Source organism: Enterococcus sp. BWR-S5, assembly GCF_016745255.1.
GTDB lineage: Bacteria > Bacillota > Bacilli > Lactobacillales > Enterococcaceae > Enterococcus_L.
This window is the reverse complement of sequence record NZ_JADOEQ010000010.1, coordinates 153,224-169,166: the sequence shown is the minus strand read 5'-3', so window position 1 is coordinate 169,166 and position 15,943 is coordinate 153,224. Positions and strand designations below refer to the sequence as shown.

16 protein-coding genes are annotated in these 15,943 nt (G+C 39.0%); 6 read left to right on the top strand and 10 right to left on the bottom strand.

All coding sequences use genetic code 11. The features are described 5' to 3' along the window. Positions 1–180: 180 nt before the first annotated feature. Complete coding sequence (locus tag IW510_RS12850) at positions 181–795, bottom strand: lysozyme family protein (RefSeq protein ID WP_202060273.1); 615 nt, start codon at positions 793–795, stop codon at positions 181–183. Between the two features lie 186 nt (positions 796–981). On the opposite strand from IW510_RS12850, the gene IW510_RS12845 reads away from it, so the two are divergent. Continuing rightward, positions 982–1,710 carry an alpha/beta fold hydrolase gene (locus IW510_RS12845; protein ID WP_202060271.1) on the top strand — a complete coding sequence of 243 codons (729 nt, stop codon included), beginning with the start codon at positions 982–984 and terminating at the stop codon, positions 1,708–1,710. Further along, the gene (gene mprF, locus IW510_RS12840) at positions 1,707–4,301 is read left to right on the top strand and encodes a bifunctional lysylphosphatidylglycerol flippase/synthetase MprF (RefSeq protein WP_202060269.1); all 2,595 of its coding nucleotides are present in this window, start codon (positions 1,707–1,709) and stop codon (positions 4,299–4,301) included. Before IW510_RS12845 ends, mprF begins: the two co-directional genes overlap by 4 nt. A 206-nt stretch (positions 4,302–4,507) precedes the next feature. On the opposite strand, the gene IW510_RS12835 is transcribed toward mprF, so the two are convergent. Then, positions 4,508–5,380, bottom strand: a complete 873-nt coding sequence (locus tag IW510_RS12835; protein ID WP_202060267.1) for a PhzF family phenazine biosynthesis isomerase — start codon at positions 5,378–5,380, stop codon at positions 4,508–4,510. A 136-nt stretch (positions 5,381–5,516) separates the two neighbouring features. Between IW510_RS12835 and IW510_RS12830 the strand changes: the two genes are divergently transcribed. Further along, complete coding sequence (locus IW510_RS12830) at positions 5,517–6,047, top strand: CDP-alcohol phosphatidyltransferase family protein (protein ID WP_202060264.1); 531 nt, start codon at positions 5,517–5,519, stop codon at positions 6,045–6,047. Positions 6,048–6,112: 65 nt separating this feature from the next. On the opposite strand, the gene tuf is transcribed toward IW510_RS12830, so the two are convergent. The 5 genes from tuf to IW510_RS12805 all read right to left on the bottom strand — a co-directional run bounded on the left by tuf (position 6,113) and on the right by IW510_RS12805 (position 11,863). Beyond that, positions 6,113–7,300 carry an elongation factor Tu gene (gene tuf, locus IW510_RS12825; protein ID WP_202060261.1) on the bottom strand — a complete coding sequence of 396 codons (1,188 nt, stop codon included), beginning with the start codon at positions 7,298–7,300 and terminating at the stop codon, positions 6,113–6,115. Positions 7,301–7,551: 251 nt separating this feature from the next. Further along, positions 7,552–8,187: a hypothetical protein gene (locus tag IW510_RS12820; RefSeq protein ID WP_202060259.1), complete on the bottom strand. Its 636-nt coding sequence runs from the start codon at positions 8,185–8,187 to the stop codon at positions 7,552–7,554. 131 nt (positions 8,188–8,318) lie between these two features. Continuing rightward, a complete protein-coding gene (locus IW510_RS12815; protein ID WP_202060257.1) occupies positions 8,319–8,849 on the bottom strand; it encodes a GNAT family N-acetyltransferase in 531 nt (176 codons plus the stop codon). A gap of 147 nt (positions 8,850–8,996) precedes the next feature. Beyond that, positions 8,997–11,006 carry an N-acetylglucosamine-specific PTS transporter subunit IIBC gene (gene nagE, locus IW510_RS12810; RefSeq protein WP_202060255.1) on the bottom strand — a complete coding sequence of 670 codons (2,010 nt, stop codon included), beginning with the start codon at positions 11,004–11,006 and terminating at the stop codon, positions 8,997–8,999. A gap of 17 nt (positions 11,007–11,023) precedes the next feature. Continuing rightward, on the bottom strand, positions 11,024–11,863 hold the full coding sequence (locus tag IW510_RS12805; RefSeq protein ID WP_202060253.1) for a PRD domain-containing protein: 840 nt from the start codon (positions 11,861–11,863) through the stop codon (positions 11,024–11,026). 373 nt (positions 11,864–12,236) lie between these two features. Between IW510_RS12805 and IW510_RS12800 the strand changes: the two genes are divergently transcribed. Then, the gene (locus IW510_RS12800) at positions 12,237–12,575 is read left to right on the top strand and encodes a metal-sulfur cluster assembly factor (protein WP_202060252.1); all 339 of its coding nucleotides are present in this window, start codon (positions 12,237–12,239) and stop codon (positions 12,573–12,575) included. 232 nt (positions 12,576–12,807) lie between these two features. On the opposite strand, the gene IW510_RS12795 is transcribed toward IW510_RS12800, so the two are convergent. The 3 genes from IW510_RS12795 to IW510_RS12785 all read right to left on the bottom strand — a co-directional run bounded on the left by IW510_RS12795 (position 12,808) and on the right by IW510_RS12785 (position 14,774). After that, on the bottom strand, positions 12,808–13,350 hold the full coding sequence (locus IW510_RS12795) for a hypothetical protein (RefSeq protein ID WP_202060250.1): 543 nt from the start codon (positions 13,348–13,350) through the stop codon (positions 12,808–12,810). Between the two features lie 525 nt (positions 13,351–13,875). After that, positions 13,876–14,406 carry a DUF2262 domain-containing protein gene (locus tag IW510_RS12790; RefSeq protein ID WP_202060248.1) on the bottom strand — a complete coding sequence of 177 codons (531 nt, stop codon included), beginning with the start codon at positions 14,404–14,406 and terminating at the stop codon, positions 13,876–13,878. Positions 14,407–14,465: 59 nt separating this feature from the next. Next, entirely contained in the window at positions 14,466–14,774 is a 309-nt protein-coding gene (locus IW510_RS12785) for a DUF3784 domain-containing protein (RefSeq protein ID WP_202060246.1), read from the bottom strand. A gap of 145 nt (positions 14,775–14,919) precedes the next feature. Here IW510_RS12785 and IW510_RS12780 point away from each other — a divergent pair, with 145 nt between their 5' ends. Both IW510_RS12780 and IW510_RS12775 read left to right on the top strand, forming a co-directional pair. Next, the gene (locus IW510_RS12780; RefSeq protein WP_202060244.1) at positions 14,920–15,342 is read left to right on the top strand and encodes a hypothetical protein; all 423 of its coding nucleotides are present in this window, start codon (positions 14,920–14,922) and stop codon (positions 15,340–15,342) included. Positions 15,343–15,452: 110 nt separating this feature from the next. Further along, positions 15,453–15,821 (top strand): iron chaperone, encoded by a 369-nt coding sequence (locus IW510_RS12775; RefSeq protein WP_202060242.1) that lies wholly within the window; start codon positions 15,453–15,455, stop codon positions 15,819–15,821. Positions 15,822–15,943 lie beyond the last annotated feature (122 nt).

Sequence of the window (15,943 nt, the reverse complement as noted above, 5' to 3'; positions counted from 1 at the left end):
GCCTTTATCTAGTATATCGAAAGGAGTTTTATCGCTAAAGCTACTTCTTCCACGCGCAGTACGCGTGGTTTTTTTGTTTCAATCACTTTAGTGATTGAAACCGACTAAAGTCATTAACAAAAAGCAATAGGAGAACAGAATCTGCATTCTGTTCTCCTATTGTTTTTTCTGCATCCTACATTATAAGCTCCAACGAAACCATTTAATCAGCTGTTGATTCATCTTGACGATGTCGGCATAAAACATATTGCCGCCATTTTTATAGAGGAATCCACCGTTATGGAATACGGATTGCAATCGGTAGTATGGATATGTTTCTTCGTCCTCATTTCCAAGCATTGGCGATAAAAATTCCTTCGAGTACTCTTCAGAAAGCGCAACAGTATTTTTGCCGCCGTTTTCCTTCACGAAGCGGATATACTCTAAACCATAATTATATGCCTGAACAGCAGTCCAAACGTCATTCCCAGCTTCATCATTTTGTTTGATTGCCTCTGCTAAGAATTTGACTCCATAATCAATACTTTCCTGAGGATTATCAATGACCGCTTGTTGTCCATAAACACTCTCGCTGCTTTGCATCAAATCGGCTGAACGTCCTTTAGACTCTGCGTAGATGATTGCCAAGATTAATTCTTTATATTCAGGAATACCATTTTCCTCTGCTGCTGCCGATACTTGGTCCTCATAGCGAACCACCTGCTGCACATTTCCGCGAATAATGTAGCCTGTATATAGTAAACCGATGATAATGATTATAGTTACTATGATGCTCAATCGTTTTATGATTTTCATAATGGTTTATAAAAGCCTCCAAGCCTAAGAGCAATTCTTACTTATCATACTTTACTCTGAAAAAAATATCTTATTCCAAGATTATTCTTTAAGATTCTTTAATAAACAGTACCAATGGCCCCTACTCTTCATATTATTTCTCAAATTTGCAAAAACTGGCTATACTTAAACCAGTAGGTGATGGAAATGAAAATAGAAGAAAAGTCTATTACAGTAGCGGATGGCAGTGTACTTTTTTATAAAGTAAGTGGTGCCGGCTTCCCACTTTTTCTGCTCCATGGAAATGGCGGCAGCGGAGAATATTTTATTCATCAAGTGCCGGTTTTTAGCCGGTTTTTCAAAGTATACACTGTCGATTTGCGGGGTCATGGTCGTTCCACGAATACACAAGCCATTCTTTCATTTAAGCTGCTATCCGATGACCTTTATCTTATCACAGAAAAAGAGAACATTCACTCTCTTGATATCTTGGGCTTCAGCGATGGTGCAAACATTGCTATGCGCTTTGCAGCCGACCACCCTGAAATGGTCAGACATCTCGTATTAAATGCAGGAAATACAGAAGTTAGTGGAATGACTACGGCTGTTAAAATAGGTACACAGCTTGAATATCTTTGGTTCAAGCTTCTAAGTCCTTTTCCACGTTGGAGAAAACGAGCAGCAATCACCGCCCTAATGTTGCGGGACACTGGGATTACCGAGTCTGACCTCAACAGTATTTCTGCGAAAACAATGGTGATTGTTGGTAAAAGAGACGTCATCAAGCTGAAGCATTCAATGTATATTGCGGAGTCAATTCCTGAAGCTGTATTTGTCCTAATTTCCGGGCAAGGACATCTTTTTGCACTCAAAAATCCCAAACTATTCAATGAACATATTCTATCATTTCTTTTAGAAAAGCAGGTGAAATTATGAAAGCAATTCTACAATGGTTTAAGAATCGAGCTGGTTTTTTCAAAACAGTTTTTGTCATTTCCGTCCTTTTTATTGTAATTAGTGAACTTTTATCAATTGGAAAAACAATCTCTTTCGAACAGCTCAAAATGATTTTCTTAGATTTACCAATCTGGAAAATCGCTTTAATGCTTCTGACAGGTCTGGTAGCAGTAACCCCTATGTTCGGTTATGATATCATCCTTAATCGAACATTAGAACAAAAAATTAAGAAAAGCTATTTATTCGAAACTAGCTGGATGATTAATACCATCAACAACATTGCGGGTTTCGGCGGCTTAGTTAGTATTGGACTTCGTTCTGAATTTTATGGCAAAGAGACAGACGGAAAAAAGGTAGTGAAGGCTCTCTCGAAAATTCTGATATTTCTGTTATCCGGACTTTCAATCTATAGCTTGCTCTCATTTATTATGGTTCTCTTTGGTCACGATAACGGCTTTCTTAGTCAATACTCCATTTGGCTGATTGGTGGAGGATTATATTTCCCGATTGTCCTACTGCTAACAGCCATCAGGAAAGATGAGTACATTGGGGACATCCCGCTCACTTCACGCCTTCAGCTAATGTTGACCTCCTTTTTGGAATGGACAGGTGTCCTGGCTACTTTTTTACTAATCGGCAAGCTGATGGGTATTCCCTTCCATACTGCTCAGGTCATTCCGCTCTTCATTGCAGCATCTGTTATTGGTATTATATCAATGATTCCCGGAGCATTGGGCAGTTTTGATATTATGATGATTTTGGGCCTATCCTCTTTAGGAAACATCCCTAGAGAAACTGTCATCGCATGGCTGTTGCTATACCGACTCTTCTATTATATTATTCCATTTTTAATCGGGGTTGTTTTTTTTCTGAAAAATCTTAGCAGCAATTTGAATGATCGTTATTCCGGCATTCCCAGAGAATTATCAATCGAGATTAGTCATAAGCTGCTAGTTATTTTAATGTATTTTTCCGGTATTATGATTGTTCTTTCTACGACAATCCCTGAGGCATTTAATCAGTTTCATTGGTTAAAACAGTTAAATCCGTGGTCATTTCATTTACTGACGCAGTTTCCTGCAGTTCTGCTTGGTTTTTCTTTACTTATTATGGGTCGCGGAATCGCTGCAAGAGTTGCACGTGCTTATCTGCCAACAATCGGTCTGCTTTTATTGACATTGGCTTACACGGTTTTTAAGGATATGAGCTGGAGTGTTGTTATTCTTTTAACATTACTGCTGATTTTCGTCATTTTTTCAAAAAAGGAACTCTATCGCAAGCAGTTAGTCTATTCTTGGGAAATGAGAACAGTAGATGGAATCATTTTTTCAGTATTGATGGTTCTTTATATAGTTATCGGAGTCTATAATCTCCCGGCATTCCCTCACCATCAGCATCATGTGATTTCATTTTTCTTATTTCCATCTGAGCGAGTCTGGTTATCAGGCTTTTTAGGTATTTTGATTACCGCAATGTTCATGTTTGTTTTTATTCGTTATTTGCAAGGCGAAAAGCGCACTATTGGTGAAGCCTTAGCCCGTGACCGTGCGATGAAGCTTTTAAAGACTTATGGTGGAAATACAGATAGTCAGCTCCTGTTTCTCGATGACAAGGATATGTATGTTTATAAGAACAGTCTCGAAGAGGAAACCGTTCTGCTTCAGTTCAAAACCTTCAACAACAAGTGCATCGTCATGGGCGACCCTTCCGGAGCCAAAGAAGATTTTACTGATGCTGTCGAACAGTTCATTCATGAAGCCGATATCTGGGGTTACTTACCTGTTTTCTATGAAGTATCTGAGTCGCTTGTCCTGCTGCTCCATGAGTTTGGCTACGACTTTATAAAAATGGGAGAAGAGGCCCATGTCGATTTGGCTAATTTCACACTATCTGGGAAAAAGCGCCGAGCAGATCGAGCAACGATGAATCGTTTCGACAAAGAGGACTACCGTTTTGAAGTTCTCTCCCCGCCTTTCCTTCCGGAAACGATGGCGGAACTAAAAGCAGTATCCGATGAATGGTTGGGAAACAGAAAAGAAAAGGGCTTTTCTCTCGGCTTCTTTTCAGAAGAGTATCTACAACTGTCCGATATTGCCGTAGTAAAAAGTAAGGCAGGGGATATCATTGCTTTTGCAACGATTATGCCTACATACAACAAGGCCGAGGGAACCATTGATTTAATGCGCTATAAACAAGATGCCCCTTCCGGTGTGATGGATTTCCTCTTCATTTCCATCTTTAACGTAATGAAAGAGGATGGCATTTCTTACTTTAACATGGGAATGGCACCACTCTCTAATGTAGGAACGTCTCGGAAAAGCTTTATTCAGGAACGAATCGCCTTTCTCGTTTACAAATTCGGTACCAGCTTTTACTCTTTCCAAGGATTGCGTGCATACAAAAATAAGTATGCTTCAAGTTGGGTTCCTCGTTATACGTTATATTCTCGTGACAGTTCAATCATCTATGTCATGATTGCTTTACTGATTATTGACAACGCTCCTATAGATAAAACAACCAAGCAGCTTCATGGAATCAAAAAGATCCTAAAGAATAGATACCAACGCTAAAGAATAAAAAAAGGCTGAATCAGAAGTGTTCAGCTACAAGCAATAAGCCGAAATTCACGAAAATTGTTTTACAAATTTTCGTGAATTTCGGCTTATTATCGTAGTCGTTGCTTCTGTTCCGCCGTTTGTCCTGATATGAATTATCGGTCGAGGGAAAAGTTAATTATTGTCCTACTCTTTTTTATTGTTCTCTTTACAGTAGTTATCTATATAAAAATAGAGAATTCTTTATTTTTGCAGGCTGTTCCTGTGATAGATACCTGATGTGAACCATCTGCTGCTCGTTTAGCCAATACTGTAAGTGTTCCTTCTCGTTCAACATGCTTGCCTTGAACAATTGAAATCCTTTGTTCCGATTCCGTTTGATACCTATACTCCAGTAAATAAGCACCCATAACCCCTGAAGCTGTGCCGGTAACAGAGTCCTCAATAGTTCCTGAAAACGGCGAAGAAAAATGTCTTGCCTCGTACTGATTTCCTTCATCACAAGCCACTGAGAAAGGATGGATAGACGAACGCGGCATTTCTTTTAGTATATCAGGAAAACGCTGTGTATCAGGAGTCATCTTGTCTAATACGGCTGATTCATTTACAGGAACAATCAGCGTCCAAGAGCCTGTGTTACCATATACAATTGGAAATTCTGTACTCAAATCAGCCGTTGAAATTCCGATTGCTTCACAAAGTTCCACTCGGTCTCCTGCAAATGATTCGAATTTTGCCGGAGATTGCTCCATTGTCATCAATTCTGTTTCTTTACAGTAGCTGACAGTAATCAAGCCAGCCTGTGTTTCTATCAGCCAATTTCTATCATGATTTTCCAGCTGCGAAAGCAGATAGACGGCTCCCATTGTTGCATGCCCGCATAATGGTGTTTCGTGACCTGGTGTGAAATAGCGCAGCTTGATATCTCCTATCTTGCTTTCGCAGATAAATACGCACTCATTAAAACCGACTTTTTTAGCAATTTCCTGCATCTGCTCTGTTGAATAATTGTCTCCTGAGAGTATCACTCCCGCAGGGTTTCCCTGGCCCGGTTTCTTTGTAAACGCATCGACTTGTATCACATGACATTCCATATACACATACCTCTTCATTTTTGACTGATTATAGCATAGATAACAAAGAAAATCAGGAGGAATTATCTGATGATTTGATATAATGATTTTGATACATGCAAACATTTCAATGAAAAGCAATAAGATGGAGGACAACATGAAATATGCAGCAACTATCATTACAGGTATCCGAATGCTCCTAACCTGCTTTTTATTATTTACTATACCTTTAACACCGACTTTTTTTCTTCTATACATTAGCTGCGGTATTAGTGATGTGTTAGATGGGTTTATCGCTAGAAAAACGCATACTGCCAGTTCAACAGGTGCCATCCTTGATAGTATTGCTGACACCTTTTTCTTAATTGTCGTCGTCATAAAAATTATACCGGTAGTAACACTCCCAACATGGCTATGGTCGTGGTCCCTGATTGTCTTGTTTTTGCGTCTGCTTGCTTACCTTATCGGCTTTATCAGACATCGACAGTTTATCAGCCTACACACCTATCTCAATAAACTGACTGGACTGCTGCTCTTTCTTTCACCACTGTTCTATCTTTTCTTAACCCTAAAAACACTGGGTCTTCTGCTCATTTCTGTTGCTGTATTATCGGCTTGTGAGGAATGCCTGATAGCCTTCACATCAAAATCCGTAGATAGAGATAAAAAGAGCTTATTTATTCGATAGTATTTTTTAGAAAAATTGAAAAGCCCAGACCGCACGACTTGATACATGCGGTCTGAGCTTTTTCATTATTTTTCTATTTCTGTAACTATCCCTGAGCCGACTGTTCGTCCACCTTCACGAATAGAAAATGTTGTGCCCATTTCTACTGCGATTGGATGGATTAGTTCGACATCGATTGTCACGTTATCACCCGGCATAACCATTTCAACCTCTGTAGGAAGCTCAACTACTCCTGTAACATCCGTTGTACGGAAGTAAAATTGTGGTCGGTAGTTTGTAAAGAATGGTGTATGTCGGCCACCCTCTTCTTTTGTTAACACATAGACCTCAGCTTTAAATTTGGTATGTGGTGTAATGGAGCCTGGTTTTGCAATTACTTGTCCACGTTCGATTTCGTCACGGTTAATTCCTCTAAGAAGAATCCCAACATTGTCACCCGCTTCTCCATAGTCAAGTGTTTTACGGAACATTTCGATTCCGGTAACTATGGCTTTACGAGTTTCCGGCTTGATTCCCACGATTTCTACTTCGTCATTGACTTTGACTTGTCCGCGATCAATTCGACCAGAGGCAACAGTGCCTCGACCAGTAATCGTAAACACATCTTCAATAGGAAGCAGCAACGGTTTGTCTGTATCTCTTTCAGGTGTTGGAATATACGCATCTACCGTATCCATCAGTTCCATGATTGCTGCTTCTGCGTCTGCATCTCCTTCAAGAGCCTTCAATGCTGAACCTTTGATGACAGGAATATCATCTCCCGGGAAGTTGTATTCAGACAACAATTCTCTGATTTCCATTTCCACCAAATCGATTAGTTCATCATCATCAACCAGATCCGTTTTATTCAAGAAGACAATTAAATGTTTTACCCCTACCTGCCGAGACAATAGAATATGTTCTCTGGTTTGAGGCATCGGACCATCTGTAGCGGATACAACTAGAATGGCACCATCCATCTGCGCCGCTCCGGTAATCATATTTTTCACGTAATCCGCGTGTCCGGGCGCATCAATGTGCGCGTAGTGTCGTTTTTCAGTTTCATATTCTACGTGAGCAGTATTAATTGTAATACCACGTTCACGTTCTTCCGGTGCTGCATCAATACTAGCATAGTCCTGCGGGTTTGCGAGGCCTTTTTTCCCTAATACTGTAGTAATTGCAGCGGTTAATGTTGTTTTCCCATGATCGACGTGACCAATTGTGCCGATATTTACATGGGCTTTACTTCTGTCATAATGTTCTTTTGCCATAATATGCAAACCTCCTGTTTTTATTTGTAAGGTCTATCAACAGTCACTTTCAGTTTGACGTTCACTGACCTTTACTTTTCAAATTATATACCTTTTTTAAAATATGACAACTAATATGCTTACTAAAGATAAGTGCTGAGCATTTCAGAAAATTTGCTCCTTAATCATGCAAAAAAAGAGCAGTCTCCTGCTCTTAAGGCTACGCTAGTCAGACAGCCAAAAGTTGCTATAACAAAGATTTTCTATCCCATTCATACTTCGGCTGCTTGTACATTTACTCTCTTTATAAGCTTAGCTACCCGTTTACTTTGTGCACTGGATAATTCTGTACATCGTTTATCCAGTATCTGAATAAACAACGCCCTATTACCTTCATTTACACAAACAACAATTCTTTCAGCATGCTGTGCAACTTCCTTTGGTCGGCAAGTTTCCAAATGCTTCATTAGAAAAGGAAATATTTCTTTTTCATACTGAGGATTGGCTTTGCTTACTTTAGAGAATACAGAAATACTATTATCAACAGTTATCACACTACCGTTTTCATATGCCGTTTTTACTTTATCAATTTGTGTATAGATGGCCTTTGCTTCACAATCAGCAATTGAATTAAGTGCTGTCATCCCACCCCACACGAGACGATTGTTGCGACTCATCAAACAATCCAGAAATACAGCGACATAGTCAGCAATAAGTAACGGTGCACATTCACCAATTTCATATAGGACTTTGATACAGTCATTTGCAATTCCTTTTGATAGCTGCAGCCCCCTAATCAGCTCAGAAATACCTTCACGATCACTGTTTACCACTAATTGCTCTGCTAGCTCTACATTGGGTGACTCATCCTTACGATTCTGACTGATTGCTAATTTTTCTAAAACCATACAGTGTTCATCTCCTAAACAATCGGTTTTGATTTAGTTTATTGTATCACGGAGCATACTGTTCTGGCTTCTCATGGCTGCTCATTTTATTGAGAGACAAGTCATTTTTCAGGCTATCATCCTAAACAGTTCTAGTTATTTTCTTGCTCTTCCTTCAGCAATCCGTACTCATAAGTATCCTGCCAAATCGGTTCTCCCTGAGCATCTTTCCAGAAATAAACGTTCTTCTTCAATATTCCTTCTCTTCTCATACCCACGCGTTCCATCAAATGCCACGAAGCCTTATTCTGCGGATTGCAAAGTGCTGTGATTCGATGTGCTCCTAATGAAGCAAATCCATAATTGATTACAGCCTTTACACTCTCAGAGGCATAGCCTTGTCCCCAATAGGCTTTGTTGAAGACATAACCAATCATCCATGTATCAAAGGCGCCTTTACTAAAATAAACATTTCCAATTAGGCGACCGTCTTTTAGACAAACAGCAAAAAAATCAGGATTTTCTGATCGTCTAATCGCTTCCTGCTCAGCTTCTTCCAATGAAAAAGCCTTATAGGGTTCGTATGCCACAACCTCTTCATCGGATAAGTATTCATGCAATGCTGCACCATCTGTTGCATTAAATCTACGTAAATAAAGTCGTTCTGTCTCTATACTATTCATTTTTCTCCCTCTTCATTCATCAATATCTTTCATTTTAGCAAAATCTCTCAGTACTTTCTATCATCCCTTTGGTAATCGCTACTTAATTTGCAAAAATAACAGAAAAAAACAGGAAAGCCGATTACTCGAGCTTTCCTGTTTCGTTTCTTATTTTACAACTGTTTGACCAACAACTTCATTGGCTTTTACAGCTTGACCTGATTTTGTTAAATCGTAAGAAGAAACAATATCTTGATTTGTAAAGACAACAATTAAATCAGATTTTTTTCCAGCTTTTTCCAAAGCAGATAAATCGATAGTTGCAATCTTATCTCCCGCAGCCACTGTTTGCCCTTCAGTAATATGAAGAGTAAATGGTTCGCCCTTCAATTCTACTGTATCCAAGCCCATGTGCAACAAGACTTCAATACCGGAATCAGTTAAGATACCCATGGCATGTTTTGTTGGAAAGATATTTGTAATCTTACCAGCAACAGGTGTGAATACTTCACCATTCGTTGGAAGTACTGCATACCCATCACCCATCATTTTCGCTGAGAAAACATCATCACTTACTTCACTGATTGGAACAACTTTTCCATCAGCTACAGCATAAAGATCATTTGTACCGCCAGCAGCTGTTGGTGCAGGTGCTTCCGGCTGTAATTCAGGCTTTTTTGCAGCTTCACCTGTTGGTGCACCTGTGATACCACCTGAATTATGCAGCTTCGTCATTTCATCTGCAACAAACTGTACTTCTGTACCTACAATTACTTGAATGTTCTTATCATCAATTACCTTCACGCCAGGAACTCCTGTCGCTTTAATCTTGCTTTGATCTACAGTACCAGTATCCTTCACTGTCAATCGTAAACGTGTTGTACAGTTATCAATTGATGTAACATTTCCTTGTGCGCCCAAACCTTCATAGATTCTGCGAGCCAAAGAAGCAAATTTATTGTCGCTATCAGCAACATCCAATGTTTCTTCTCCGTCACCTTCTTCACGTCCCGGTGTCATCAAGTTAAATTTCTTGATTGCAAAACGGAAGCCGAAATAGTAAACAGCAGCTAAGAAAACACCTTCAACTACTAACATAAGCGGGCTGTTCGCCACTGGGTTTTTCAAGCTTAAGAAGTAATCCACGAAGCCGGCACTAAATGCAAATCCGGCAGTCCATTGGAAGAATGCTGCAACAGCTAATGACAGACCTGTAAACACAGCATGTAATACATACAATGGCCAAGCAACAAACATAAATGAGAATTCCAATGGTTCAGTTACCCCTGTAAAGAATGAAGCGAATGCCGCAGCCATCATCAATGAAGCAGTTGCTTTTTTCTTTTCAGGACGAGCACTTTGATAAATCGCTAAAGCTCCGGCTGGCAAACCGAACATCATTACCGGGAAGAAACCAGCTTGATACATTCCTGTTTTACCAACGATTGCCAAGCCTTCTTCGATGGCTTTTTGACCACCAAGGAAGTTCCCGATATCATTAATTCCGGCAACATCAAACCAGAATACGGAGTTTAATGCATGGTGCAATCCAGTAGGAATCAATAGACGGTTGAAGAAGCCGTAAAGACCCGCACCAATAAATCCTAGACCTGAAATTGCTTCACCAAATGCTACAAGTCCATCAAAGATTACCGGCCAGATAAAGTAAAGACCGGCTGAGATGACAACCATTGAAGCGGCAGCCATAATTGGAACCAAACGTTTCCCACTAAAGAATGACAATGCCATTGGCAGCTTCACATTAGAGAAACGGTTATACATTGCAGCAGCGACTAAACCAGCAATAATCCCAATCAGAACATTATTCTGAATCTTTGAGAATGCTGCAGCCACTTCACTTACATCGTCCAAACCTTGAATCATTTGAACAGAAGCAGGTGCTAATAATTTTTCAGGAATTAGATAAGCAACCAGTCCGGCTAACGCAGCTGAACCGTCTTTATCCTTAGACATCCCTAAAGCCAAACCGACAGCAAACAACAATGCCAGATGCCCAAGAATCGCATCTCCCGCATTAAACATAAAAATAGTAAACACATTGACATTTGGATCTCCATTACCGACCCAGTTAGCAATCCCCATTAGGATCGCTGCAGCAGGAAGCACTGCGACTGGAAGCATTAATGAGCGACCCATTCTTTGCATGTATTCTTTCATGATACATAACTCCTTCTCTACTTGTTTTTAATCATACGTAACCGCTCAATATGAATCGCCAGATAGCCCAGCTCTTCACTCGGCACTTGATAATGAAAATTTTTCATTAGCAGCACCTGAATTTTTTTAGCGATTTCGTAGCTTTCAGCATATTTTTTCCGAACAACATCAAGGATATCATCATCCAATACCGCATAATGATTTTGCTCAAAGCGATGGATGAACAAACGTAAATGGTTGGCTAAGCGAGAATAGCTTAGACTCATTTGTTCAGAGTAAACATCGATATCCAATTCTTTTTCAATCAATCGTATAATTTCAGAAACAATAGTTACTTCGCGAATACTCTTGCTGTTATCTGTTCGACCACCTCTGGCACTATGGATGTGAATCGCAATGTATCCGGCTTCATCATAGCTGAATGGCAGCCCCAATGTTTGAGTCAGATAATCCACTGCCCACTGTGCAATCGCAAATTCTTCACTGTAAAGAATCTCGATTTCATTTAACAGCTTATTACGGACAATGATATTGTTCTGAATATTCTCAGCAGCAAAAGCGATATGATCACTTAAGCCGACATTGATATGGGCATTCAATTTTTCGCCAAGAGAGTTCTCAGCATACTTAATGATTTCCTCTGTTGCATAAAAATATTTTTCATCAATTTGGGATAATAGAACTTGAAGCTTTTTCAATCCTTCCGGCTCCATCACAAAAATCCGCTCTACTTGCTGTGCGTGCAGCAAATCATTCTTCTTTTTGTTGAAACCGACACCCTTACCGACAGCAACTTTTTCCTGTCCTTCGTCAAAGACAAGAACTGCGTTTTGGTTTAGCACTTTTTTAATTTTCATAAACATTCCTCTTCTGCAGAAGTGTTTGCTTCGTTTTCATCTCGATCGAAGACGCAAAAAAAGCATAGAACAATCCCATATCTAGTATGAACGATCCATACTTATACGAAATTCTTCCATGCCTAGTATTATCTAGTCACATGAAAACTTATTTACAATGTGTTAACATCAATTAGTTTACAAATTTCTTAATAATTTGTCAACCATTTTCTATACTAATTCTTAATAAAAATATTATTTTTGCAGAAAAAGCTTGTTGTTACTTACTTTTTCTGCTTTTCACTAATTTGTGATTGAAAGATATTCTCATTTACAAAATGCCAAAAAGAAGGTATCATAAACGTTAGCTAAGGATAAAGGAGTCGAGAAGACAATGAGCGAAGAACAAAAATGGTCTGCTGAAGAAATTGAAGGGATCAAAGAAGAGATTTTAACAGCTCTTGAGACAGTAATTGACCCTGAATTAGGTATTGATATTGTAAATTTAGGCTTGATTTATGAGATAGAATTTGAAGAAACCGGCGATACGGTCATCAAGATGACTTTAACAACCATGGGCTGCCCACTGGCGGATATTCTGACAGAACAAATCCATCAAGCAGTTGCCGATATTCCAGAGGTAAAAAACGTAGACGTAAAACTTGTTTGGTATCCTGCTTGGACAACCGATAAAATGTCTCGTTACGCACGAATTGCTTTAGGCATTCGTTAATATCACTAAAAAAGCAAGAACTGTAGAAACTATCTGCAGTTCTTTTTTTGTCTAAGCGAGTAATCGGAGCTTGTTTCATGCGAATCAGTACCAAGAACAAGTTGGAAATCTCAGGAAGACCCTATATCCCGCTTGTCTGACTGCTAATATTTATTATAAAAACCAGCAGCAACTACCGAAAATCGGACAGTTACTGCTGGTTTTCTTCATTATTATTTACAAAATCACTCTTCTATTTCACTTCGTAAAGCTGAGATTTTACTAGTACAGGATTAAGTTCTGGATTATTCTCTGTATATTGGACAAGCTGAATCGTATGAATCCCTTCTGCTAATCCGCCATTTCCATCGGTTAAATCAATCGTAGCTGATGAATTTCCCCATTGATTCGTCGCAATCTCTTTTCCATCTAAGTAAACAAATGTCAAAAGCGCACCGTTAAAGTCAGTAACATCTAATTTTAATTGAGTAATCGTACTTCCAATTGCATATACAACCGGAACAACACCATTTGCAGTCGTTCCTGATTCATTACTCAAATCAAACGTACCCGCGCCCCTGTCCTCGCCAAAATCTCCCGCTTTAAATGTCGCTTCTACAGGTTTGCCTGAGCTCATTGTATCATCAAGCTTCAATTCCTTATAGCTGTTACTGGTTACGCCTGTTTTTGGCAGCTGTTCCCCTCTGGCAAAGCTCGTCATTACTAAATAAGTTCCGCCGACACCTACAATGACACCTGTAACCCCTGCCAGCACTAAATTTACAATTTTATTCATCCACCCATACTCCTTTGTTGCACTCTAATTATATTGTACTCAGACTTACACCTTGTTATTACAAACAATGAATAACAAACAAAGAACATTGTGTAAGTATAAGCTCGCTTTTATAGTATATCAAAAAACAGCAAATTTTTCTGCTGGATGTATAAAAAATTTTTCTACTATACTATTCAATACAAAACTCAATCCATGCATTTCACTTCATCTATTTTGGCAACATCTAAAAAACAGCAGATTTCCTTCGGAAAAATCTGCTGCTTCCTTTACCTATGGTGTTGTTAAATAATTACGCTCGCTTTTTAAACACAGCTTTCAATAATAAAATCCCGGATACGATTGTTATTACTGCCTTTAAAAGTTGGATCTTATCGATTTTGTTTCGTTTATTCATAACTTATCCCTCCAGTTTCTATCTTATATCCATTTTATAACCTGAAGAAAGAGAATACCAGTGATAGGCAGTGCAATCAATAAGACTTAGGATTTTCTTATATGAACCCAGTGAAAATGAGTTGAAAATTACCCCGCAAGTCCATTCACTTTAATTTGATGATCCGATTCATAGTACACTTCAATTGAATGGTAGGCAAAATAATCCGGACTGCACTGAATGTAGATTGCCATCGAAAAGCCATCAAGCAAGTCTTGCTCAAAAGTTAACCCCAAGCTATTGAGATACACACTATCCTCAAAATCCTTTTGACTAATTGGCAGCTGCACTTGCTGTCCATCCTCAACCTCAAAACAGTTTTCTTTTCCTTCTACCTCTTGAGCGCCGCTGACCCAATCCTCGGCTAACTCTAAGATACCATCATCAACAAGAGCTGCTACCATGCGCTCCTTGTTCTGTTCCAGCCAACCAATTTCTTTTGTAGCAATCTTTACCAATAGATACTTTTCATGGATAGTCAAATCTTTCAATGGCTTTTCTAAAGATACTGAAAACGGCGTTTCCTTTCCCCATATTACTGTCGAGAAAGTATAATAATTTGTTAGTCCTTCTACGTCCATCCATTCATGTATCGGTTGAACGATCACTTGATTCCCCATACTTCCACTCCTCTTTCTATCACTTGAACAAACTATTCCAAAAGATACGTTATCATTTTTTACTTATTCTTAAATCTCGGAGAGACATTTACATACACCAATAAGAAAAGGGTCGGCAAAAGAATCAGTCCACCAAACCAATGATTAACGGCTGGAAACCAAATAGGCAAGATGCAAAGCACCGATGCATAAAGCAGATAAATACCAACAGCCTTACCTAGTGCTTTCCCATTAACTGCCTTTCGTTTCTCTGCACCCATCGTGTTATACCCGGCAATCAGCATCAGCCACTTTCCACGTATCAACTGAATACCAAATACTGTTGTCATTGAAGCAACTGCTATTAAAACAAGTACATCCGAATCCATTCCCCACGCCTCCTTTTTATTTGATTAAATTATAACATACAGCACTTATTTCAAGAACACGCTTACTTCTTTTTCCATTCACCTATTCTCTAACTACTAAATCCATGATAGGATAAACTAAACATGTTTTTAAAAGGAGTCTCCAATGAAACGAATTATGATTAGTTTGTCATTTCTATTGTTATTATCAGGCTGTGCATCGCCTGCGGCTACAGAATCGGACGAACCTTCTGCTTCATCAACAGTAAGCAGTTCCACTACTCAGCAAGACCCTAATGTTACTATTGACTATAACCGACAACAACAGCTCTTTATGATGACCAACGATACAAAAGAGCTGGTCACGATTATTGTTTCTGAAACTGAGTTTTTTAAGCAGGAAGGTGATTCTTGGGTTGCTGATACCGGTGGTAGTAAGGGAATGATTTCCATGACCTTTAACCTTCTTCCCGGTGAAACCACCAAGCATGAAGAAAATGTGCCATTTGATTCTGGTAGAATAAAAGGAGTTTTTCACTTTAGTATCGGAGAAGAACACTATACAAAAGAAGTCATCTTCGAAAAATAGCTGGTTATTACTGTAGCGTAAAAAACTTTGTCATGATCACAGTTGAAATCAATACCTGTTCTATTTTTCTCCGACTGTGCTATAATCCTATAAAAAAAGGGGACTATTCTATGAAAAATTTTGAAGATTATCTTGCTACTATCAGTGATTCAAAGCAGAGAGAAACAATGAGCGAACTTCTATCTTGGGTCATCGGTCAATACCCAGAGTTAGTCCCAATTATCAAATGGAATCAACCGATGTTTACCCATCACGGAACTTACATCATTGGATTCAGTATCTCGAAAAAACATTTCTCCGTTTCTCCGGAAGTAAAAACGATGAAACATTTCGAAAAAGAAATTGAGCAAGCAAACTACGATCATACGGAAAATATTATTAGGGTAAAATGGACGCAAGATATTGACTATGAGCTGCTAAAGAAAATGATTGATTTTAATATCAGCGACAAAGCTGAATTCACTAAATTTTGGCGATAGATTGTAAAAAATCAAGGTCTTCTACAGTCTAATCCCTCTGTTTTTCACTTATCTAAGGCTTGATATATACATGTATGTTAGCTAAAAAAAATGCCATCGCTGTAAAAGCGAAGGCATTTTTT